The organism is Bacillus sp. FSL W8-1202, assembly GCF_038006165.1.
Classification (GTDB): Bacteria; Bacillota; Bacilli; order Bacillales; family Bacillaceae; genus Bacillus; species Bacillus subtilis.
In genome coordinates this window covers 193,904-214,985 of the sequence record NZ_JBBOUR010000002.1, presented here as the reverse complement: position 1 = coordinate 214,985, position 21,082 = coordinate 193,904, and the positions used below count along the sequence as shown (strand labels likewise).

Annotated in this window: 20 protein-coding genes; 4 read left to right on the top strand and 16 right to left on the bottom strand. The window is 44.6% G+C overall.

The features are described 5' to 3' along the window. Window positions 1–12: 12 nt before the first annotated feature. The 6 genes from pyk to dnaE form a co-directional block, all read right to left on the bottom strand. Window positions 13–1,770: a pyruvate kinase gene (pyk, locus tag NSQ09_RS21130; RefSeq protein ID WP_024573339.1), complete on the bottom strand. Its 1,758-nt coding sequence runs from the start codon at window positions 1,768–1,770 to the stop codon at window positions 13–15. Window positions 1,771–1,812: 42 nt separating this feature from the next. After that, window positions 1,813–2,772 (bottom strand): 6-phosphofructokinase, encoded by a 960-nt coding sequence (gene pfkA / locus NSQ09_RS21125; RefSeq protein ID WP_017695751.1) that lies wholly within the window; start codon window positions 2,770–2,772, stop codon window positions 1,813–1,815. Between the two features lie 183 nt (window positions 2,773–2,955). Next, window positions 2,956–3,933 (bottom strand): acetyl-CoA carboxylase carboxyl transferase subunit alpha, encoded by a 978-nt coding sequence (gene accA, locus NSQ09_RS21120; protein WP_003229417.1) that lies wholly within the window; start codon window positions 3,931–3,933, stop codon window positions 2,956–2,958. Further along, window positions 3,918–4,790 carry an acetyl-CoA carboxylase, carboxyltransferase subunit beta gene (gene accD, locus NSQ09_RS21115; protein ID WP_017695750.1) on the bottom strand — a complete coding sequence of 291 codons (873 nt, stop codon included), beginning with the start codon at window positions 4,788–4,790 and terminating at the stop codon, window positions 3,918–3,920. Before accD ends, accA begins: the two co-directional genes overlap by 16 nt. Before the next feature lie 334 nt (window positions 4,791–5,124). Further along, entirely contained in the window at window positions 5,125–6,357 is a 1,233-nt protein-coding gene (maeB, locus tag NSQ09_RS21110) for an NADP-dependent malic enzyme (RefSeq protein WP_014664951.1), read from the bottom strand. Window positions 6,358–6,493: 136 nt separating this feature from the next. Further along, window positions 6,494–9,841 carry a DNA polymerase III subunit alpha gene (gene dnaE, locus NSQ09_RS21105; protein WP_341032623.1) on the bottom strand — a complete coding sequence of 1,116 codons (3,348 nt, stop codon included), beginning with the start codon at window positions 9,839–9,841 and terminating at the stop codon, window positions 6,494–6,496. Between the two features lie 139 nt (window positions 9,842–9,980). Between dnaE and ytrH the strand changes: the two genes are divergently transcribed. The 3 genes from ytrH to NSQ09_RS21090 all read left to right on the top strand — a co-directional run bounded on the left by ytrH (window position 9,981) and on the right by NSQ09_RS21090 (window position 11,115). Beyond that, window positions 9,981–10,322 (top strand): sporulation membrane protein YtrH, encoded by a 342-nt coding sequence (gene ytrH / locus NSQ09_RS21100; RefSeq protein WP_003229410.1) that lies wholly within the window; start codon window positions 9,981–9,983, stop codon window positions 10,320–10,322. Beyond that, window positions 10,319–10,822, top strand: coding sequence for a sporulation membrane protein YtrI (gene ytrI / locus NSQ09_RS21095; protein WP_003229408.1), 504 nt, complete (start codon window positions 10,319–10,321; stop codon window positions 10,820–10,822). Before ytrH ends, ytrI begins: the two co-directional genes overlap by 4 nt. A 101-nt stretch (window positions 10,823–10,923) precedes the next feature. After that, window positions 10,924–11,115 carry a hypothetical protein gene (locus NSQ09_RS21090; protein WP_003229407.1) on the top strand — a complete coding sequence of 64 codons (192 nt, stop codon included), beginning with the start codon at window positions 10,924–10,926 and terminating at the stop codon, window positions 11,113–11,115. 17 nt (window positions 11,116–11,132) lie between these two features. Here the strand turns inward: NSQ09_RS21090 and nrnA are convergent, their stop codons facing one another. Continuing rightward, window positions 11,133–12,074, bottom strand: coding sequence for a bifunctional oligoribonuclease/PAP phosphatase NrnA (gene nrnA, locus NSQ09_RS21085; protein WP_004398971.1), 942 nt, complete (start codon window positions 12,072–12,074; stop codon window positions 11,133–11,135). A gap of 130 nt (window positions 12,075–12,204) precedes the next feature. Between nrnA and NSQ09_RS21080 the strand changes: the two genes are divergently transcribed. Next, window positions 12,205–12,507 carry a YtpI family protein gene (locus tag NSQ09_RS21080; RefSeq protein ID WP_003229401.1) on the top strand — a complete coding sequence of 101 codons (303 nt, stop codon included), beginning with the start codon at window positions 12,205–12,207 and terminating at the stop codon, window positions 12,505–12,507. An 18-nt stretch (window positions 12,508–12,525) separates the two neighbouring features. Here the strand turns inward: NSQ09_RS21080 and NSQ09_RS21075 are convergent, their stop codons facing one another. The 9 genes from NSQ09_RS21075 to tcyM all read right to left on the bottom strand — a co-directional run bounded on the left by NSQ09_RS21075 (window position 12,526) and on the right by tcyM (window position 21,055). After that, window positions 12,526–13,845 (bottom strand): CBS domain-containing protein, encoded by a 1,320-nt coding sequence (locus tag NSQ09_RS21075; protein ID WP_004398641.1) that lies wholly within the window; start codon window positions 13,843–13,845, stop codon window positions 12,526–12,528. 176 nt (window positions 13,846–14,021) lie between these two features. Continuing rightward, window positions 14,022–14,924: a sulfite exporter TauE/SafE family protein gene (locus NSQ09_RS21070; RefSeq protein WP_341032621.1), complete on the bottom strand. Its 903-nt coding sequence runs from the start codon at window positions 14,922–14,924 to the stop codon at window positions 14,022–14,024. 18 nt (window positions 14,925–14,942) lie between these two features. Next, window positions 14,943–16,193: an S-alkyl-N-acetyl-metabolite deacetylase SndA gene (sndA, locus tag NSQ09_RS21065; protein ID WP_121591051.1), complete on the bottom strand. Its 1,251-nt coding sequence runs from the start codon at window positions 16,191–16,193 to the stop codon at window positions 14,943–14,945. A 17-nt stretch (window positions 16,194–16,210) separates the two neighbouring features. Beyond that, window positions 16,211–16,903 carry an RNA-binding riboflavin kinase RibR gene (gene ribR / locus NSQ09_RS21060; RefSeq protein ID WP_041351308.1) on the bottom strand — a complete coding sequence of 231 codons (693 nt, stop codon included), beginning with the start codon at window positions 16,901–16,903 and terminating at the stop codon, window positions 16,211–16,213. A gap of 46 nt (window positions 16,904–16,949) precedes the next feature. Continuing rightward, window positions 16,950–18,278: an LLM class flavin-dependent oxidoreductase gene (locus NSQ09_RS21055; RefSeq protein ID WP_341032618.1), complete on the bottom strand. Its 1,329-nt coding sequence runs from the start codon at window positions 18,276–18,278 to the stop codon at window positions 16,950–16,952. Then, window positions 18,275–18,556 (bottom strand): glutaredoxin family protein, encoded by a 282-nt coding sequence (locus tag NSQ09_RS21050; RefSeq protein WP_017695745.1) that lies wholly within the window; start codon window positions 18,554–18,556, stop codon window positions 18,275–18,277. Before NSQ09_RS21050 ends, NSQ09_RS21055 begins: the two co-directional genes overlap by 4 nt. Before the next feature lie 14 nt (window positions 18,557–18,570). Continuing rightward, entirely contained in the window at window positions 18,571–19,575 is a 1,005-nt protein-coding gene (locus NSQ09_RS21045; RefSeq protein WP_017695744.1) for an LLM class flavin-dependent oxidoreductase, read from the bottom strand. Further along, window positions 19,572–20,351: a sulfur-containing amino-acid ABC transporter ATP-binding protein TcyN gene (tcyN, locus tag NSQ09_RS21040; RefSeq protein ID WP_004398701.1), complete on the bottom strand. Its 780-nt coding sequence runs from the start codon at window positions 20,349–20,351 to the stop codon at window positions 19,572–19,574. The genes NSQ09_RS21045 and tcyN overlap by 4 nt, the downstream gene beginning before the upstream one ends. Next, a complete protein-coding gene (gene tcyM / locus NSQ09_RS21035) occupies window positions 20,348–21,055 on the bottom strand; it encodes a sulfur-containing amino acid ABC transporter permease TcyM (RefSeq protein WP_015714510.1) in 708 nt (235 codons plus the stop codon). Before tcyM ends, tcyN begins: the two co-directional genes overlap by 4 nt. Window positions 21,056–21,082 lie beyond the last annotated feature (27 nt).

The following is a 21,082-nucleotide window of genomic DNA, read 5'->3' as shown; positions in this document are numbered from 1 at the left end:
TTTCACCTGTAATTAAAGAACGCTCGCACGGCCTTGATAGACTGCACCTCTGGAAGCGTCAACTGTAATATCCTGGCCATCTGTCAAAATAGATGTCGCATTTTCCAGACCCACGATAACCGGGATGCCAAGGCTTAATCCGACTACCGCCGCATGGCTAGTCAAACCGCCTTCTTCTGTAATAAGAGCAGACGCTTTTTCAAGGGATGTAATCATATCACGGTCAGTGCTTTTGGTAACAAGTACCGCACCGTCAGTCATTTTTTGCTCAGCTTCTTTTGCATTTTGTGCAACGACAACCGGACCGTAAGCTGATTTGCGTCCAATGCCTTGGCCTTTAGCGATGATATCACCGACAGTATGAACCTTCATTAAATTCGTAGTGCCGGACTCACCGACAGTGCCTGCTGTAATAACGATAAGATCGCCGTGTTTTACAATTCCGCTGTTCAATGATTTTTGGACAGCATCCTCAAGCATCTCATCTGTTGAGCTCGCATTTTGGCCGCTTTCCGCGAATACGCCAGATACGAGGGCAAGCTTTCTGGAAATAGAGTCATTTACAGTAACCGCAACAATCGGAGCCTGCGGACGGTATTTTGCAATCATACGTGCTGTATGGCCGCTTTCTGTCGGCGTTACGATCGCAGCAGCATTCAGGTTAATCGCCGTATGCGCGACAGATTGTCCAATTGCGTCTGTAATTGTCATGCCCACTTGATCTCTGCGTTTTGAGAGAATTTCTTTATAATTTAAAGCTTCTTCAGAACGGGACGCGATGTTATGCATGGTTTGAACTGCTTCAACCGGATAGCTTCCGGCAGCAGTTTCACCAGAAAGCATGATCGCATCTGTTCCGTCGAAGATCGCGTTTGCAACGTCACTTGCTTCCGCACGAGTCGGACGAGGGTTGCGCTGCATGCTGTCAAGCATTTGTGTCGCTGTAATAACAGGTTTGCCCAGCGCGTTGCATTTTTTGATCAGTTCTTTTTGCACAAGCGGCACTTCTTCAGCTGGAATTTCCACACCTAAGTCTCCGCGTGCAACCATTAAGCCGTCAGACACTTCGAGAATCGCATCGATGTTGTCAACGCCCTCTTGGTTTTCGATTTTAGGGATGATTTGAATATCCTGAGCGTTGTGCTCTTCAAGAAGCTCACGGATTTCGAGCACATCCGTAGAACGTCGAATGAAAGATGGTGCGATGAAGTCTACTCCTTGCTCAATACCGAAAACGATGTCTCGCGCATCCTTTTCAGTAATACCCGGAAGATTGACACTTACGCCCGGTACGTTAACACCTTTTTTATTTTTGAGTGTTCCGTTGTTTAATACTTTTGTTTTGATTTCGCGTTTAGCGGCATCTACATCAAGTACCTCAAGACCGATAAGGCCGTCATCTAACAGAATCGTTGAACCTTGTTCAACGTCATGGACTAAACCTTCATATGTCACTGAAATTTTATCTGTTGTTCCTACAACCTCGTCCATTGAAATAATGAGCTCTTTGCCTGTTTCAAGCTCAATACCGCCGTTTTCCATTGTATGTGTGCGGATTTCAGGACCTTTTGTATCAAGCAGAATTCCAACGTTCTTGCCAAGTTTTTTGCTTGCTTCGCGGATATTTTTAATTCTTGCACCGTGCTCCTCAAAATCTCCGTGAGAAAAGTTTAATCGAGCCACGTTCATTCCTGACTCCATTAATTTCGTAAGCATTTCAATACTTTCACTTGCCGGACCGATGGTACAAACAATTTTAGTTTTTCTCATTTGGTTCACTTCCTTCTGAAATCTTCAGCCTTCATCTGCACATTAGATAGACAGTTCTTTTGAAAGCTGATACATGTTTTGCTCAACTGTGTGTTTTGTCTCAAGTATTTCTATAATATCATGGTCTACAAGCTTATTGTTTTGTATACCTACACAGCGTCCGCCTTTTCCATCAAGCAGCAGTTCAACTGCATATGCGCCGAGACGGCTTGCTAACACACGGTCAGCAGCACTCGGAGAACCTCCGCGCTGGATATGGCCCAATACAGATACCCTAGTTTCAAGATTTGTTTCTTCTTCAATGCGTTTCCCGAATTCAACACCGCTGCCTACACCTTCGGCAACAATAATAATACTGTGCTTCTTGCCGCGTTCGTGGCCGCGTTTTAAGCGGGCAATGATTTCGTGCATGTCATAGTCTGCCTCAGGGATTAAGATCGATTCCGCGCCCCCTGCAAGACCGGCCCACAATGCGATATCGCCGGCATGACGGCCCATTACTTCGATTACATATGTACGTTCATGAGAAGTCGCTGTATCGCGAATCTTATCAATTGCGTCAATTACTGTATTTAAAGCTGTATCGAAACCGATTGTAAAATCAGTGCCCGGAATGTCATTATCAATTGTACCCGGTACACCTACACATGGAAACCCGTGTTCCGTTAATTTTTTCGCACCCATATATGAACCGTCTCCGCCGATAACAACAAGGCCTTCAATACCAAGCTTCTTCAAGTTTTCTATCCCTTTTTCACGGCCTTCAACTGTTTTGAATTCAGGACATCTTGCCGTATAAAGCTTAGTTCCTCCACGATGTATAATATCGCCTACTGATCCGAGTTCAAGCTTTTCAATCTTTCCGCTGATCAATCCCGCGTATCCGTTGTAAATACCGTAAACTTCAACGTCATGATAGATCGCTTTTCTGACTACTGCGCGAACTGCTGCGTTCATTCCCGGGGAATCCCCGCCGCTCGTTAATACCCCTATACGTTTCATTCTCCATTCACCTCAGCAACATATATGATTAAACATAACATGATCATTGCCCTAAAAACAATGAAAAGGGATCTCCATCCTCCCTATGAAACCTTACCTATTATACAATTAAATAAATTGTTTTTAAATAAAATTTAAGGAATGTCACAAAAAATAAACGTGAGCCAAAGGCTTCACGTTTATTTAGTTTACCCCGATATATTGATCTTCAACCGAGACTTTGCCAATTGCTTTATATTTTTCATAGCGCTGCTGAACTAATTCTTCTTCGCTCAGCTTCAGCAAAGTTTTTAACGATTGTTTAAGGGTTTCGTCCATATAGCTTGCCTGCAGCTTCACATCATGGTGCGCTCCGCCTTTTACTTCTTTAATCATATGATCTATAATACCTAATTCTTTTAAATCCGGCGCAGTGATTTTCATTGTTTCTGCTGCTTTTTTAGCAAGACTGGAGTCCTTCCATAAAAGTGCCGCGGCACCTTCCGGAGAAATAACAGAATAAGTAGAGTTTTCCAGCATATGCAAGTGATTCCCTACACCCAGACCAAGGGCTCCGCCGCTTCCGCCTTCACCGATGACGATGCAGATAACAGGCACTCGAAGGCCGGCCATCTCAAACAGGTTTTTGGCAATAGCTTCACTTTGTCCTCTTTCTTCAGCTGCTCGTCCAGGGTATGCCCCCTTCGTATCAATAAAACAGATAATTGGTCTGTTAAATTTGTCAGCCTGTTTCATCAGACGAAGCGCTTTTCTGTAGCCTTCTGGATGCGGCATCCCAAAATTACGGACTAGGTTTTCCTTCGTGTCTTTGCCGCGCTGATGCCCGATTACCGTTACAGGGAGGCCGTGGAACTTCGCAATCCCGCCGACAATGGCTTCATCGTCCCCGTACGCTCTGTCTCCGTGACATTCAAAAAAGTCGGTAAACAGGTGTTCGATATAATCAAGAGTTGTCGGACGGTCCGCCAGACGCGCGATTTGAACCCGGTCCCATGGCTTCAAATTTTTGTAAATATCATCCTGAAGCTTAGCGAGACGGTCTTCGAGCCGTTCGATTTCCGCACTTAGATCCATATCGGAATCTTGGGTGAATTTTTTTAGTTCGGCGATTTTGGTTTGCAGTTCAATCACCGGTTTTTCAAATTCTAATCTTGGAGCCACTCAATGTCACCTCCTGTTTGATGCATATCCAGCAGATTTTCTAACGTTTTTTTCATATCGTCGCGATGAATAACCGCATCAAGCTGTCCATGTTTTAATAAAAATTCAGCCGTTTGGAAGTCCTCAGGCAGTTTTTCTCCTATTGTCTGTTCAATAATCCGTCTTCCGGCAAAACCGATCAGCGCGCCAGGCTCAGCAAAATTGTAATCGCCAAGGGATGCAAAGCTTGCTGATACGCCCCCGGTTGTCGGATGCGTCATTACTGAAATAATAAGACCCTGTTCTTCACTGAACAGTTTTAACGCAGAGCTTGTCTTAGCCATCTGCATCAAACTTAATACGCCTTCCTGCATTCTAGCGCCGCCTGAAGCCGTAAAAATAATAAACGGAACTTTATCAGCTTTTGCTTTTTCAATCGCAAGCGTGATTTTTTCACCGACGACTGAACCCATGCTGCCCATTCTGAATGAAGAGTCCATGACGGCGACAACAGCCGGGTGTCCGCCGATGGTGCCCTTGCCTGTCACAACAGCCTCGTTTAAGGATGTTTTCTCGCGATCTTTTTCAAGCTTTTCCAGATATCCCGGGAAACCAAGCGGATTTTCCGAGAGCATTCCCTGATTGAATTCCTCAAAGGATTGTTCATCCATCAAGCTTTCGATACGCTGTTTTGCGTTCATTGGGAAATGATAATCGCAGTTCATGCATACCCGCATATTTTTATCCAACTCTTTAGTGAGCATGATTTTTTTACACTTAGGACATTTTGTCATAATGCCTTCCGGAACATCGTGCTTCGCTTGTTCAGATGGTACGGAAGCATACTTTTTCTTTTTCGTGAATATATCCTTTAACAAATGATTACCTCCCTTTTGTGAAGGGTTCTCTTCACCGCATGTCATCAAACAGATAGACTTGCTAATAACTTTACCGAAACTATTGTACTTTTTTTGTCAAACGCTGTCATCCTCAATTCGACAACTTTTTATTCGATGACGTGCTCGGAAAGGCTTGTATGAATTCAGATAAGGTGTTGAAACGACAAGGTTGACAGCGCATTCAAAAATAATGTTAAACCCGGCTGAAATTTTTTTAAGCCTAACCCCCTAAAAAAATTTCAGCCGTCAGTTTAACTTGAGAACAGCGCGCCGGTCTTCGCCAACGCGCTGCCATTTTTGGAATGAATTAAAATTATTCACCAATAATCGTAAGTTTTCTTGTTTTTTCTGCGACTTCCTCAGGGTCAACAGTGATTCTTGCAACACCTGTTTCCATCGCAGCCTTTGCCACAGCCTTCGCAACAGCAGGCGCAACACGTTTATCAAACGGTGCAGGGATGACATAGTCTGCGCTAAGCTCATCTTCTGAAACCAGTGAAGCAATGGCTTCAACCGCTGCGATTTTCATTTCCTCGTTAATATGAGTGGCACGCACATCAAGTGCTCCGCGGAAAATACCAGGGAATGCAAGAACATTGTTTACTTGGTTCGGGAAGTCAGAACGGCCAGTTCCGATAACGCTTGCTCCGGCTTCACGCGCATCTTCCGGCATGATTTCCGGATTTGGATTTGCCATTGCAAAGATAATCGGATCTTTTGCCATGCTTTGAACCATTTCTTTTGTTAACGCGCCTGCTACAGAGACACCGATAAATACGTCAGCATCAACGATGACATCTTTCAGAGAACCGTCTTTTCGATCTTGGTTCGTGAACTTCGCCACTTCATTTTTGACATCGTTCATGCCGTTCGGGCGCCCTTCATAAATGGCCCCTTTGGAATCGCACATCACAATGTCGCGAACGCCATAATGATGAAGAAGCTTGATAATCGCAATGCCAGCCGCACCCGCGCCGTTTGCGACAACTTTAATGGATGACATGGATTTTCCAGACAGTTTCAGCGCGTTCACAAGACCTGCTACGGTTACAATGGCAGTACCGTGCTGATCATCATGGAAAACCGGGATGTTTGTTTCTTTTTTGAGGCGCTCTTCAATGATAAAGCAATTTGGCGCTGCAATATCTTCAAGGTTGACGCCGCCAAATGTCGGTTCCAGCAATTTTACAGTTTCAACGATTTTATCAACATCGTTTGTGTTTAAAGCAATCGGGAACGCATCTACGCCCGCAAAGCTTTTGAAAAGAACTGCTTTCCCTTCCATAACAGGAAGCGCCGCTTCAGGGCCGATGTTTCCAAGGCCAAGCACAGCTGTACCGTCAGTTACAACTGCTACCATGTTCCCCTTCATTGTATAATCATATACTTTGTTAATGTCTTCATGAATATCCTTACACGGTTCTGCAACACCCGGAGAATACGCGAGGCTTAGATCTTTCGCATTTCTGACCTCTACTTTTGATTTAGACTCCAGTTTCCCCTGGTTGACTTTATGCAAGTGTAATGCTTCTTCTCTTAATGACATTCTTCTAAACACTCCTTATGGATATTTTTTGATTCGTATACTGCTGCGTTGATTGGTGCATTCTGCGGAGTAAATCTATCTGAATATTTAAACAGGATCACATAATTGCTCCAATTGTATAACAAAAAGCGAATCGTTACCACTGTTTTAAAACGACGTTTTTTTGACCCAACAGCTCTTTTAAGCGATATAACACCTGGTGATCTGCATTGATATGGAACGACTCAGGTAGCTTAATCGTCTGTTTTTGCCTTTCATAATAGAGATAAACGCCTGTTTCCCCTTTATGCTCCAGCAAAATGCGCTTAATCTTAGCCAGGATCTCCTGGCTGTGCTGACTGCTTTCTATTTTTATATAAACCGATGGCGCTTTTTCTGCATCCATATTTTCTAATAATTCTGCCCGGGACATGATGAATTGGATCTTATCTTGTCTAACTTCACATTTCCCCGCTGTGAACAAAAGAGCGCCTTCTCTTAAAACGGGAGAAAGCTGTCTGAATTGTTCAGGGAAGACTACGGCTTCCATCTCACCGGTTTCATCACTGAGCGTTAAAAACGCCATGTTTTGACCTGTTTTCGTCCGAATCGTTTTGATCTTCGACAGCAGAACGCCTAGTGAAAGCTGCCTTTTGACTGCCCGCTGAGCCTCCAGAATGGAGACTGCTCCTTGCGCAGTGAGCTGTTTTCGGAAGGCGGAGAGGGGATGATTTGAAAAATAAATGCCAAGCGTTTCCTTTTCAAACGCAAGTAAATCCACCAGAGGAAGCTCCTCCGTCTCCACATACTTCGGCTTAATTGAAAACGATTCATCTAAAAACAATCCCATTTGGTCATCGTCCGCGGCGAATAGCTCAGCATGTTCCAAAGCAACATCAATGGATGCGAGCAGCGTGGCCCGGTTTTGGCCGAATTCGTCCATCGCACCAGAAAAGATAAGTGCTTCAAGCATTTTGCGATTTACGCTTTTTGACGGCACACGAAAGCAGAAATCGAAAAGATCTTCAAATGGTTTCTCTTTTCTTGCTTTATATATATCTTTGACTGCTGAGACGCCTACACTTTTTATCGCGCGGAGGCTGTATCTGACAGATCCGTTTTCAACTGTAAACGGAAAACTGCTTTTATTCACTGACGGAGGAAGGATACGAATCCCGCTCCCCTTTGCTTCGTAAAGATATTGAGAGATTTTATCCTCATTGCCAATGACGCTTGTCAGCAATCCGCACATAAAATATAACGGATAATGAGCTTTCAAATACGCAAGCTGGCACCCGATCATGCTGTATGCCACCGCATGGCTTCTGTTAAAGCCATAGTTTGCGAATTTGACGATTAAATCGTAGACCTCATTTGCAGTGTCTACAGAATACTCCTTTTTTAAGCACCCTTCAACAAAATGGCTTCGCTCTCTGTCCAGGATTTCTTTTTTCTTTTTGCTGACCGCCCTTCTCAATAGGTCCGCTTCGCCTAAAGAAAACCCCGCCATACGGGAAGCAATCATCATAATTTGTTCCTGATACACAATGACGCCATATGTATCTTCCAAAATGCTCCTTAAATCTTCATGAGGATAGTGAACAGGCGCCCGGTTGTGTTTACGGTCGATAAATAACGGAATATTTTCCATCGGACCCGGCCGGTACAGTGCATTGACCGCCACAATATCTTCTAGGCCCGAAGGTGTCAGCCGTTTCAAGACGCTTCTCATCCCTGCAGATTCAAGCTGGAAAATGCCTGTCGTATCCCCTTTTGACAGCAAGGAGAACGTTTTGTCATCGCTGTAGGAAATACTTGAAAGATCTATTTTAATATTTTCTTCTTTTTCAATCATTGAAGTGATGGATTCAATAAGTGTCAGATTCCTCAAACCTAAGAAATCCATTTTTAAAAGGCCCAAGTCTTCAAGATGGTCCATCGCGTATTGCGTTAAATAGATCCCTTCATGCCCTTCTTGAAGCGGAACAACATCGGTTAACGGTTCTTCACTCAGGACAACGCCCGCTGCGTGGGTTGATGCATGCCTTGGCAGCCCTTCTATTTTCCGGGCAATTGAATAGACTTGCTGAAGCAGGCTTGACTCCCGAAGCCGCTTATCCAGCTGCGGTGACTGCTGTCTCGCTTCATCCAGCGTCATGCCCGGTCTTGAAGGAATGAGTTTTGCAAGCTGATCTGCCTCCTTCGGGCTGACGCCGAATACTCTGCCGACGTCCCGGAGCGCCGCCTTTGCCGCAAGTGTTCCAAAGGTGATAATCTGTGCGACGTGCATTGCACCGTATTTCTGCTGAACATATTGAATGACTTCATCCCTTCTAGTATCGGGAAAGTCAATATCAATATCCGGCATGCTGACGCGTTCGGGATTTAAAAATCTTTCAAACAGAAGGTGATGCTTAATCGGGTCAACATCTGTGATATACAGCACATATGCCACAAGAGAACCTGCCGCAGAACCCCTTCCCGGTCCTGTAACAATCCCTTTTTCATGGGCGTGCTTCATAAAATCCCACACGATCAGAAAGTAATCGCTGAACTTCATCCGCTTGATGACATCAAGCTCATATTGAAGACGGCGAAGGTATCGTTCATCAGGCTTACCGAAACGGCTGCGGAGTCCCTCCATACAGATATCCGTTAAATAATCATCAGCGGACGTTCCGTCTGGGGTCGGAAAAGACGGTAGACGGGTCTGCCCGAGACTGACGTCAACCCGGCATTGTTCCGCGATCTCTACAGAAGCTTGCAGTGCCTCGGGATGCTCTCGATAAATGTTTTGCATTTCTTCGAGTGGTTTCAAATCGAGATCAGGCAAATCTTCAGCGGGTGCATCCGTCAGTTTTTCCCCCGCTTTAATCGCTTTCAGACAACGGTAGGCAGCCTTATCTTCCTTCCTTATGTAATGCACATCGCCTGTGGCCGTAACAGGGATACCCGTTTCTTCTGACAGCTTTAGAATCTGCTCAGACAAGACTTGATTCCCTTTAAAAGGCTGATAGGAGAAATAGAAAGCTCCCTTTCCGAATATAGACTGAAATTCCAGCGAGGCTTGAGCAGCCTGTTCGAACAGCCCTCCTTCAAGAAGCGTTTCAATATATCCTTTTTCACCGGGCGTTATTGCGATAATCCCTTCTCGATAACTGTGAAGCCATTTCGGCTTCAGTCCGCCTTTTGATTTAGATTGCAGAACGCTGCTGATTTTCAGCAGGTTTTGATAGCCTGTATTTGATTTTGCCAGCAGGACGAGCGGGTATGCTTCAAGCTCGCTGTCATCCGTAAAAACAGAAGCCGTCAAACCGATTATTGGGTTGATCCCTCTCGCCTTGCAAGCTTTATAAAATTGAATAGCTCCGTACATGACATGATCATCTGTCAGCGCCAAAGACGCATATCCGAGCCTGTCAGCTTCACTGACGAGCTCTTCCACAGCCGCGGCGCTGTTTAGCAGGCTGTACCCGCTATGCACTTGCAGGTGAACAAAAGACATGCTATCACCTCTTTCTCATTACGATCCATTTCTTCCTTCATTATAAGGCCGGTTTCCAAAAGAAACAAATGTTCTTTTTTGACTCATCATCATACTTGTCCTGTAAGCTCAATATGATATAAAAGGTGAGGTGATAAAGATGGATCAGGAAGCAGGATTTATGGTGAATTTTATCAATAGCTACTTCATTGCGTTAGGGGTGCTGATCGGGGGCGCACTCATCGGAGGGCTCGGAGCATATTTGGCAGGCGAACCCCCGCTTACAGCCATTACAAAGCTTGCCAACCGGTTAAAAATATGGGCGCTTGTCGCAGCTATCGGAGGCACCTTTGATGCGGTATACAGCTTTGAACGCGGCATACTCGAAGGCAATACGAGAGATATCTTTAAACAGCTTCTTTTAATTATTTCGGCCATGGGGGGCGCGCAAAGCGGCTGGCTTATTATATCATGGCTGACCCAGGAGCATCTTTCTTCATGAGGGTCCCCCAACATTACAAAAAACCGGGATGGCAGCGTTTTTTCGCGGGAATGATGTGCGGGGCCGTAATCAGCTGGTTCTTTTTCCTGTTTACCTACGGAACATTCCAAGAGGAGCAGGTCAGCCTCATCGAAAAGCAAAAAGAGCATGTAAAAGACTTGAACAATCAAATTTCGATCTATCAGGAAGACCTCCATAAACTGAATGAAGATAATAAAAGAAAACTGCTGATTCAAAGCGTCAGCGTCAAATTGCTGAATGGAGATAAATATAAAATATCACAGCCGGATAAAACGAAATTCGAGGAGCATGTAAAGGATGATATTTCAGAGGTGATTACAAAAGACATAGAGAGCGTCTATCAAACAAAGGATCTCTTGAAGCGGACAATTGAAAATAAAGTCTATATGATCAATGAAAAAAAATACGAGGCAACCGTCAGAGAATTGATTATTTATACGAGGCTGACAGTGGAACTTGAAATATCTTTCGCCACATAATTATGGATTTTTTTCAAATTCTCCAAACTTCTGTCGCTTTTCCCCATTCTTTTTTATAAACTATATGTGAGGCTTAATGGCGAAAGGAAGGAGGAAGGGAAATGGAGGTTTACAGTGACCGTCAGTTAGCAAAAGATCAAGCAGCCCGTCTCAGACAAGGTTTTTCTGCATATGCCGAAACAAACTCACTCGCTTCCCTCATCAAAAAAGAACTTCAATCACACAATCTCCAAGTCTACGAGGACCTTACTGATTTTGGCTGCTGGTTCATCCCCGTCACAGATGAACACTAAGAGAGAGGGTCTCCCCTCTACTCGTGTTCTTTACATAATGTTTCCAGATCAGCTAAAATCCGATCAGCTTCATCCCAGCTGTAAATAGAGGCGCCTGAAGCTAACGGATGCCCTCCGCCGTTATATTTCCGGGCAAGTCCGTTAATGACAGGCCCCTTCGAACGGAATCTGACTCTGATTTGATCGTCTTCTTCTACGAAAAACACCCAGGCGCGAATACCTGAGATATTGCCAAGCGTCCCGACAAGCTGTGACGCTTCAGAAGCCGTTGTGCCGAATTTTTCAAGCGTATCCTTTTTGATGAAAACAGAAGCAGCCCCGTTTTCGGACAAAGACACATTTTGAAAGATAAAGCCGTTAAGCTTCACCACATTCAGTTTTGTTTCATACAATTGATTAAATAACTCTGAGGAAGAGAATGGATACTGAATGAGCTCGCCTGCATATTTTAATGTTTTTTCAGTGGTATTCGGAAATAAAAAGCGTCCGGTATCTCCAACAATGCCGGCGTAGATCAGCTCTGCCGCTTTCGTATTCAGCTTCCAGCCGTGCTCTTTTCCTTCTAAATACAGCTCGTAAATCATTTCACTTACTGAGCTGGCGCTTGTATCGACCCAGAGAAGGTCACCGTATGGATCTTCGTTCGGATGGTGGTCGATTTTCATTAGTTTGGCGCCTGAAGGATAACGCTGATCATCGATTCTTTCCTGATTTGCCGTATCGCAGACAATGACAAGTGCGCCTTCATATGTTTCATTGTCCACCTCATCAAGGGAATATAAGAAAGAGAGGGACGGTTCAGGCGTGCCGACCGCAAAAATATTTTTTTCAGGATATGTTTCACGCAGGATTTCCGTAAGCCCGCACTGTGATCCGTAGGCATCCGGATCAGGACGCACATGTCTATGTAAGATAATCGTGTCATATAATGATATGGTTCTGATCAATTCTGTTTTCATTTGATACTCCTTTATTGTTTTTATTCATTAAATCACATTCTCTGCCGACGGAAAAGAAAAATAACGTCAAAACCAAGCCCGTTTTTGTATAAAATGGGTTTGTAAACTTTTACGATGGAGGATTTCATTTATGCTGGTTCTTGTTTTTTTGATTGGGCTTTCAGCCTGCTTTTATGTGTACTATAAAGTAAAAGGCGTACGGGCAAAGCCATCTTTGGCAAAAGAAATATGTTCAGCAAAATCAAGCATGGCCTTAGGGTCACTAGTCCTATTCTACGGGCTCAACCAAATGATATTATTCCATTCAGTATTAACGTTAGTAATCGGCGGTATCTTTATCGTCATAGGAGCAGGAAGCGCTTGGGCAGGTTATAAAGCCTTCAGGCATTACAATCCCCTTCACGCCAAAGAAGCTGAAAGAGATCACGCGTAAGGGGCGCCTGAACGTCCCTTAGCTTCTTTCCATCAGCTGAACCATCAGCATCGCTTTAGACACGATATGACCTTGGCTGTGCACTTCCACTTCCATTTTCCCGAACTTTCTGCCGGCCTCCAAGATGCGAGGTTTGACTTCGATGACTGATTCCATCTGCACAGGCTTCAAAAAGAAGATGGTGATGCTCTCTATGACGAGTTCGCCGCGCTTTTTCGAGCGCAAAAATCGGTTTGCCGCTTGCGTCAAAATGGTCGTAAATACGCCATAAGAAATGGTTCCAAGCTGATTTGTCATTTGCGGCGTGACTTCATACTCGTAAACCGTTTGATCTTCTTTATCATCACCCTCATCTTTAAACCCCCTTGAAACGATATCATCAAGCTTCTCCCCGACCTGCGGCTGCTTTTGAATCATTTGAAGAGCTTTCAATACGTCTTGGCGGCTGATCATGCCGATGAGTTTTTGGTGGCCGTCAGTGACGGGAAGCACTTCGATCCCTTCCCATACCATCATTTGCGCAGCTGAAGCGACAGATGTTTTCCCAATAACCGTGACGGGATTTTTGGTCATGACTTTTTCTATAGATGCATTTCGGTCATGGCCAGCAATATCTTTTGATGTCAGAATGCCATGGATTTTCATTTGATCGTCGACAACCGGGAAGCGGCCGTGCCCCGTTTCAAAATTTTTCTCATACCATTTTTCAAGTTTATCCTTAGGCGAAAGATATACCGTGCGGTCAGCAGGTGTTAGGATGTCCTCCACCAAAACAATTTCTTTTTTGATCAGCTGGTCATATATTGCCCGGTTAATCATCGCGGCAACTGTAAAGGTGTCATAGCTCGTGGATAAAATCGGCAGTTCAAGCTCATCTGCCAGCTGCACAATGCTGTCATCCGTGTTAAAGCCCCCGGTCACCAATACGGCCGCGCCCGCTTCAAGCGCCTGCCTGTGTGCATTGATTCTGTTTCCGACAATCAAAAGATTCCCCGCTGCGGTGTAACGCATCATCGCGTCAAGCTCCATCGCGCCGATGACGAATTTATTCAATGTCTTATGGAGCCCTGCCCTGCCTCCGAGCACTTGTCCGTCTATAACATTTACAACCTCTGCATAGGTAAGCTTTTCAATGTTCTCTTTTTTCTTTTGTTCAATTCTGATTGTGCCCACACGTTCAATCGTGCTGACAAACCCTTTATTCTCTGCTTCCTTGATCGCTCTGTACGCGGTTCCTTCGCTTACTTTCATTTCCTTTGCAATTCTTCGGACAGAAATTTTTTCACCGACAGGCAGTGAATCGATATACGTTAAAATTTGTTCATGCTTCGTTGCCAAGCCTTTCACCTCTAAGGACAGTCTTCTTGTTTTTATTATAAGGTTTCAAAGGATTTATACGCAATGAGGCTGGAAAATAAAAAAGAAGCCCGACCGGCTTCTTACAGCGTTGATTTCGTTCCAGTCAAGCGCAAGGACCCCGTGGCTCCTTTTACATCGTAAAGCGGAAAAACCCTTTATTTTTCTTTTAAATGGACATCAACCGCTGTATTAACAATATTTCGATTCCCTATTTTAGATAAAACAAATAAAACTGCGGATAGCCATATCGCCCCTATGGCCGTATAGATCAATGGATGAACAGCTGTATTTGCGATCCATTCATTTATTAATGTTCTGGCATTTACCAGAATAATAAATCCTCCTACAAGCACACCCATCAATTGCGGATGAAACTTCTGCACCAGCCATGCTGCGATAGGGGCAGCGATAATTCCGCCGGCCATTAGTGAAAACACCCATAACCAATTGACGTCCTCCCATCCTAATGAAATAAGAAAACCGGCGGTTGCAGATACGGCGATGGCAAATTCACTTGTGTCTACAGTCCCGACAACTTTCCTCGGGCTCAAGCCTTTGCGGGATAATAAAATCGGAGTGGTCACCGGTCCCCAGCCGCCTCCGCCTGTGGCATCTGCAAAACCAGCGATCACGCCCAATGGGATGGATTGTTTTCGGTTTAACGGCACATGCTTCTTCTCAAGAGCCGGCTTATATTGAAATAAAAACCTGATCAATACATATCCGCCCAGAAGGAGCAAAAACAAAGAAATATAGGGTTTCGCCACATCTCCAGGTAATTGGCTGAGGAATGCCGCGCCTAAAAAAGCGCCTATAGAGCCGGGAATGACAAGCTGATAAACGGTTTGTTTGTCAACATTGCCAAATTTAATATGCGACACTCCCGATGCGGCAGTCGTTACGACTTCCGCTAAATGGACAGAAGCTGAAGCCACAGCAGGTGTGATGCCAAACGCCAATAACAAAGAAGTTGAGGTAACCCCATAAGCCATACTTAACGAACCGTCTATTAACTGCGACAATAAACCAATAAATGCAAAAACGATTAATTTCTTCATCAGAACACCCCATCTATATCAATCAGATATTTTTGACTCTTCATTCGAATCTAACAATCTCTTGGCGCTTTCATATAAAAAATAAGAGGCTTTGATAATGGCAGTTTCATCAATTGTAAATGCAGGGTGGTGCCAATCATGATCACCGTCTGTTCCAAAAAACGCAAAGGATCCCGGAATATGCTCAAGATAATAAGCAAAATCTTCCCCCGCGGTTGATGGGGCGGGATCAATGACTTGAAGTTTCGCTTTATGTGCAGCGTCTCGCACCAGCCCCGTAATTGCCTCATCATTACAAAGCGGCGGCGGTCCGGAATGCCACTTCACATTTGCCTTTAACGAGAAAGCAGCAGAAATCTGCTCTGTGACTGCCAAAAAACGCTGTTTCACTTGATTACGAACCTCTGAATCAAATGTACGAACAGTGCCCTCAATGACAACTGTATCCGGAATGACATTCCAAGTGCTGCCGCCGTTGATTTTCCCTACGGTTAAAATCGCGCTTTGCAGCGGGTTTACATTTCTGCTTACAATCGTTTGCAGGGCGACAATAAGCTGAGAGGCGCCGACAATTGGATCAAAACCATTATGCGGCAATGCTGCATGAGCACCTTTCCCTTCTATCTCTACTTTAAATCGGTCAACAGCAGCCATAAGCGGGCCTGTTTTTAACCCTACAGTCCCAACCGCGATATCCGGTTTATTGTGAAGTCCAATAACCGCATCAATGCCATCCAGTTGGCCGTCCTCTATCACTTTTGCAGCGCCTGCACCCGCTTCCTCTGCCGGCTGAAATAATAAACGAACCTTTCCTTTCAGACTGTCTTGATTTTCCTTCAATAAAAAGGCCGCACCAAGAAGCGCTGCCGTATGAAAATCATGACCGCACGCATGCATGATCCCTTTATGTTTAGACGCATAAGGCAATCCTGTTTTTTCTTCAATTGGCAAGGCGTCAATATCAGCCCTCAAAGCAATCGCCGGACCTTCTGACTCCCCTGCTATGTCTGCGAACACACCCGTTTTTAGAGCAGTAGGGCGAATCTGTATCCCCTTTTCTTTAAGGCATTTTTTTATAAAAGCAGTTGTTTCAAATTCTTCTTTTGACAGTTCAGGATATTGGTGCAGGTGCCGGCGAATGCCGATGAGCTGCTTTTCTAGCGTTGAGAGATTTACGGGATTAGACTCCTCTTTCAACGTCAGGATGTCATTTCCTGTAGTCTGATATGGATAGGAGCCTTCTATATTTCTCCAATAATCCAAAGACATATGTTCCGCTCCTTTCCCTATCCCAATATATTTTCTTCAGACTCTTCAACATAAGATGAAATAAATCGGTTCAATTTATCAGCAAGACCGCCCGCCCCAAATCTTATATACTTGCTGGAAACTTTCGGATTATCTTCTTTCAAAAAGCTTAAAAAAGATAAAATATAAATGCGCCTGTAAGCTACTTGTGTAATTCCGTACTCAAAAAACCAGTTATCAATGACATTGTATACGCCTCGGTTGACGCCATATAGGTTGTTACATTTCTTGTAAAAGCAGAGATCCGGAAGATTTAACTCCTGATGGGAAAGCAGGCTTTCTTTTTTGTTCGGTGCCATAATCCCAATCAGCTCAAAGCGTTTTGCAACGCACGAAATATCCTTTTTAATTTGCTTTGTTAAAGACTCCAAAGAATCAAACCTTCTTTCTTCTCTAATTTTAAAGAGAATGCTGCATTCGATTTTTTCTCCATAGATGTCTCTATGAAAGTCAAACAAAAAAATCTCCAATGTCCTTTTAAGGTTAGAGCCCACCGTCGGTTTCACACCGCTATTCATAACCCCTAAATGAAATTGGTGATTGACTGTCGCCAGAACCCCATAAACTCCATTACGCAGCCCATGCATTTTTGCATCTACATTTGCCGTGGGGAATCCAAGCTTTCTGCCTAATTGTTTTCCTTTCACAACCGTACCGGCAATGATCGTCAAAAAAGTCAGCCTCCCCTCTCAGCTTCCGCATTCGATCAGACGAAACCTATTGATGTGATGAATGTAAAACGGATTGATGCTGCGGAATGCCAAGACCGAGATTTTCCCGCAAGGTCCTGCCGCGATAATCTTGACGATAAAGCCCTCTTTCTTGAAGAATCGGAATCACCTTTTCTACAAAAGCATCAAGTGTACCCGGTATATCCGACCCAATGATAAACCCATCCGCCGCCTCAGCGTTGAACCAAGTTTCAATTAAGGATGCGACACGCTCTGGTGTTCCGATGAATAGAGTCCGTGGAAAAGCCATTTCCTGTGCTACCTCCCGCAATGTCAGATTTCTGGCTTTTGCTTCTCTCTTAATCCGGTCTGTTGTGCTTTGAAACGCATTCTTTCCCACATCGCCAATATCGGGAAATGGCTCATCCAACGGGTAAACACTCAGATCATAATCATCAAAAAAACGAGCCAAATAAGTAACAGCATTTTCAATCGGTATCAATTCTGCAAATTCACGATACTTCTTTTCCGCCTCTTCTTCCGTATCTGCCACAATCGGGCTGATTCCTGGAAAAATCCGCACACTTGAAGGATCACGCCCTTCATCAGCAGCTCGCCTTTTCACATCCGCATAAAACGCTTTTGTCTCTTCTAATGAATTGGAATGGGTAAAAATCGCATCCGCATTTTTAGCAGCAAACTGCCGGCCTGTTTCTGATGAGCCCGCTTGAAACACTACAGGCTCTCCCTGCTTAGAGCGCCCGATATTCAAGGGCCCCTCTACTTGAAAATACTTTCCTTTATGATTCAGGCGATGAAGCTTCGCCGGATCGAAAAACTGCCCTGTTTTCTTATTGTGTATAAATGCGTCATGCTCCCAGGAATTCCACAGCCCGCGCACAACATCCAAATGCTCTTGTGCGATCTCGTAACGTTCAGTGTGTTCTGGCAAATTAGACTTACTATGGTTGCGTGCCGCTCCTTCCTGTGGAGAAGTAACAAGATTCCAGCCTGCCCTGCCCCCGCTGATATGGTCCAGCGACATCAATTGTCTGGAGATAGTGAATCGCTCAGTAAAAGATGTAGAGAACGTCCCTACTAAACCAATATTTTTGGTAACCGATGCCAGCGCAGATAAAATGGTGATCGGTTCAAAACGGTTTAAAAAATGAGGAATCGATTTTTCAGAAATAAATAAGCCGTCTGCAATGAAAATAAAACTAAACAAACCTTTTTCAGCTGTTTGCGCCTTTTTCATGTAAAATTCAATATTTGTGCTGGCCGAGGGATCAACATCGGGATGACGCCAGCCGTCAGTTGTTCCCCCGACACCGTGAATCATGGCTCCAAACTGGATAAAATCTGAACGTGTCATCTTTTTGCCTCCTTTATCTGTGCATGATTCGCAAGTGCAAGATCAAGGTGTTCAATGCCGATTTCAGTTATCCCTTGATAGTGATTGCCGCGCCCGATTTCGACCACAGGCACATGGCGTACCCCATATTTCGCCTGTAAAATATCTCGAAGTTCCTCTTTCTCTGAAACATCGATATTTTGGAACGGGAACCCTGTTTCATTCAAATAATTCTTGACTTCCTCACAATACGAACAGCCTTTTTTACTCCAAACCACAATGTTCAAAACATCACTCATTCTTCTGTCCCTCCTTAACGTTTTGCAGCTAAAACTGTATCGCTCAGCAGCTGATAAGACAGCTGTTTTTCTTCAGCATTTTTGATCGGTGTAAAAATAACAAAATCATTGATTTTGTATGTGCCTGATAAACGTGTTAATTCTTCTGCCACTTCTTCCTTTGTTCCGGCAATAATCCCGGTTTTTTGCACGATGATGTCATAGGGCTCTGTGACGTTTTCCAGATAGGCCTCAGCCTGTTCGCGGGAACCGACGTTGACCTTACGCCCGTCTTTCAAAACCACTTTTATCGATTCACGCGACACAATATGTTTTTCCGCTTCTTCTTTTGTATGTGCCGCAAAAACAGCGGGGGCAAGATGAAATTCAGCCTTAGATCCTGGCGGGAGATGCGCGTCAAATGCTCGGCGGGCTTCCTTCAGCACTTCCTCTTCACCGTTAATAAAGTAAGCAAAGACAAAAGAGATTCCCAGTTTTGCAGCCGAAATGGCACTCTCTGCGCTTCCTCCCAATAGAAAAATACCCGGCTTCCGATCAACCTGCGGCATAGGACGCAATGCGGCATAGCGGTGGGTATCAGGAAAATCATCCCGAACGAAATGAGTAAGCTCCTCCAGTTTTTCATCAAACTGACGCACCGGTTTTTTATATTCGGCCTGCAGCGCGTCTGTGGACAGCTGAAACCCGCCGGGCGCTTTGCCCACTCCAAGATCTATACGGCCGGGAGCTAACGCTGATAGAAGATGGAATTGCTCCGCTACTTTATAAGAGCTGTAATGCTGCAGCATCACTCCGCCTGATGCTAAACGAATTTTTCTTGTGCTTGCAGCAAGATAGCCTAAAAGAACCTCGGGTGCAGACCCTGCAATCTCATCATTGTTGTGATGTTCGGCCACCCAAAATCGGTGATATCCACACTCTTCAGCCATTTGTGCCAAGTTCACTGTATGCTGTAATGTATCAGCTGCTGTCTCCCCTTCACCAATCAAGCTTTGGTCTAAAATACTTAAGCGGATCATATCACCGGCTCCTTTATGTGTTCTTTTGGTTCAAATAAATATTCCGGCGAAACACGGCGGAGAAACTGCCTCGTTCTGTCTTTTTTGGTATGGCGGAAGACTTCCTCCGGGGTTCCTTGTTCAACAATGACTCCTTCATCCATAAAAACAACTTGATCAGAGACCCTTCTTGCAAACTCCATTTCATGTGTAACAACAATCATGGTGGCTCCGGTTTTCACGATTTCCAGCATTACCTCAAGCACTTCACCGACCAGCTCCGGGTCAAGCGCTGCCGTCGGCTCATCGAACAGCAGCACATCAGGATGAATGGCAAGCGCCCTTGCTATCCCTACCCTCTGCTTTTGTCCTCCCGATAACTGACTCGGATAAGCGTTCAATTTATCTTGAAGCCCGACCTTTCTCAGTTCATTTTCCGCTACGGCATACGCGTCTTGTTTTCTCATTTTCCGGGCAATCGTCAAGCCCTCCATGACATTTTCAATCACCGTTTTGTGAGCAAACAGGTGGTATTGCTGAAATACCATTGCCGTCTGTTTTCTGAGCCAGTGAACCTCTTTTTTGGACGGAAAGCGGCAATTAATCACTTTGTCATGTATAGAAATGATCCCTTCGTCTGGACGTTCTAATAAATTCAGGCACCGTAAAAAGGTGGTTTTCCCTGATCCGCTCGGCCCGATAATCGTCACAACTTCTCCCTTGCGTACCGTGAGATTTATCCCTTTTAATACATGGTGGATGCCAAACTGTTTATGGATATTTTTAATCTCAATCATAAAGTGCCCCCTTGAAATCTGGCTGCCTTTCTCTCTAATACTCCATTTACGGATTCTAGGATCAGAGTCAGCACCCAATAGATAATCGCTGCTCCGATAAACGCTTCTAAAAATGCATAATTATCAGAAGCAACGATAGTCGCCGTCCCTGTAATCTCTGGGACAGCCACTATAGCCGCGATAGAGGTGGTATGCAAAAAGCCGATACCCAAATTTGTGAAGTTTGGGATGGAAACCATCAGCGCCTGCGGCAATATTACACGCCGAAAGGTTTGGCTGTGTGTCAAGCCGATTGAATAAGCCGCTTCGACCTGTCCGGTATCCATCGCCAGAATGCCTGACCGGATGATTTCTGTGAGATAAGCTCCGGCAGTTAAAGACAAGGCCATGATGACAAACATGGAGACCGGTATCTCATTGGCGGACCAGCCGAGATGAAAAAAACTGCTGACTTGATCTGCAACAGGCGGTATCCCTAAATAAATCAACATAATGTGAAGGATTGCAGGTGTACTTCGAAAGAAAGACACATAAAACCTTGAGCAAGCCACCAAGCCCTTAATTCTAAAAATTCTAACAATTATATTTCCAAGAGCCACGAGAAATCCAAACACAATCGGCAAAACAGCCATCATCAATGTCAGAGGAATGGTCTTTACCATTTCTTTCATGGCGGAAACGATAAATGGAAAGTCAAATTGCAATCTTCTCCCCCCTCATCCGAAGAAATA

Bases quoted from the DNA above. Each gene is read 5' to 3' on its own strand.
- pyk (WP_024573339.1), bottom strand. From the start codon at position 1,770: ATGAGAAAAACTAAAATTGTTTGTACCATCGGTCCGGCAAGTGAAAGT.
- pfkA (WP_017695751.1), bottom strand. From the start codon at position 2,772: ATGAAACGTATAGGGGTATTAACGAGCGGCGGGGATTCCCCGGGAATG.
- maeB (WP_014664951.1), bottom strand. From the start codon at position 6,357: ATGTCATTAAGAGAAGAAGCATTACACTTGCATAAAGTCAACCAGGGG.
- dnaE (WP_341032623.1), bottom strand. From the start codon at position 9,841: ATGTCTTTTGTTCACCTGCAAGTGCATAGCGGGTACAGCCTGCTAAAC.
- ytrH (WP_003229410.1), top strand. From the start codon at position 9,981: ATGGATCAGGAAGCAGGATTTATGGTGAATTTTATCAATAGCTACTTC.
- ytrI (WP_003229408.1), top strand. From the start codon at position 10,319: ATGAGGGTCCCCCAACATTACAAAAAACCGGGATGGCAGCGTTTTTTC.
- NSQ09_RS21090 (WP_003229407.1), top strand. From the start codon at position 10,924: ATGGAGGTTTACAGTGACCGTCAGTTAGCAAAAGATCAAGCAGCCCGT.
- nrnA (WP_004398971.1), bottom strand. From the start codon at position 12,074: ATGAAAACAGAATTGATCAGAACCATATCATTATATGACACGATTATC.
- NSQ09_RS21080 (WP_003229401.1), top strand. From the start codon at position 12,205: ATGCTGGTTCTTGTTTTTTTGATTGGGCTTTCAGCCTGCTTTTATGTG.
- NSQ09_RS21070 (WP_341032621.1), bottom strand. From the start codon at position 14,924: ATGAAGAAATTAATCGTTTTTGCATTTATTGGTTTATTGTCGCAGTTA.
- sndA (WP_121591051.1), bottom strand. From the start codon at position 16,193: ATGTCTTTGGATTATTGGAGAAATATAGAAGGCTCCTATCCATATCAG.
- NSQ09_RS21055 (WP_341032618.1), bottom strand. From the start codon at position 18,278: ATGACACGTTCAGATTTTATCCAGTTTGGAGCCATGATTCACGGTGTC.
- NSQ09_RS21050 (WP_017695745.1), bottom strand. From the start codon at position 18,556: ATGAGTGATGTTTTGAACATTGTGGTTTGGAGTAAAAAAGGCTGTTCG.
- NSQ09_RS21045 (WP_017695744.1), bottom strand. From the start codon at position 19,575: ATGATCCGCTTAAGTATTTTAGACCAAAGCTTGATTGGTGAAGGGGAG.
- tcyN (WP_004398701.1), bottom strand. From the start codon at position 20,351: ATGATTGAGATTAAAAATATCCATAAACAGTTTGGCATCCACCATGTA.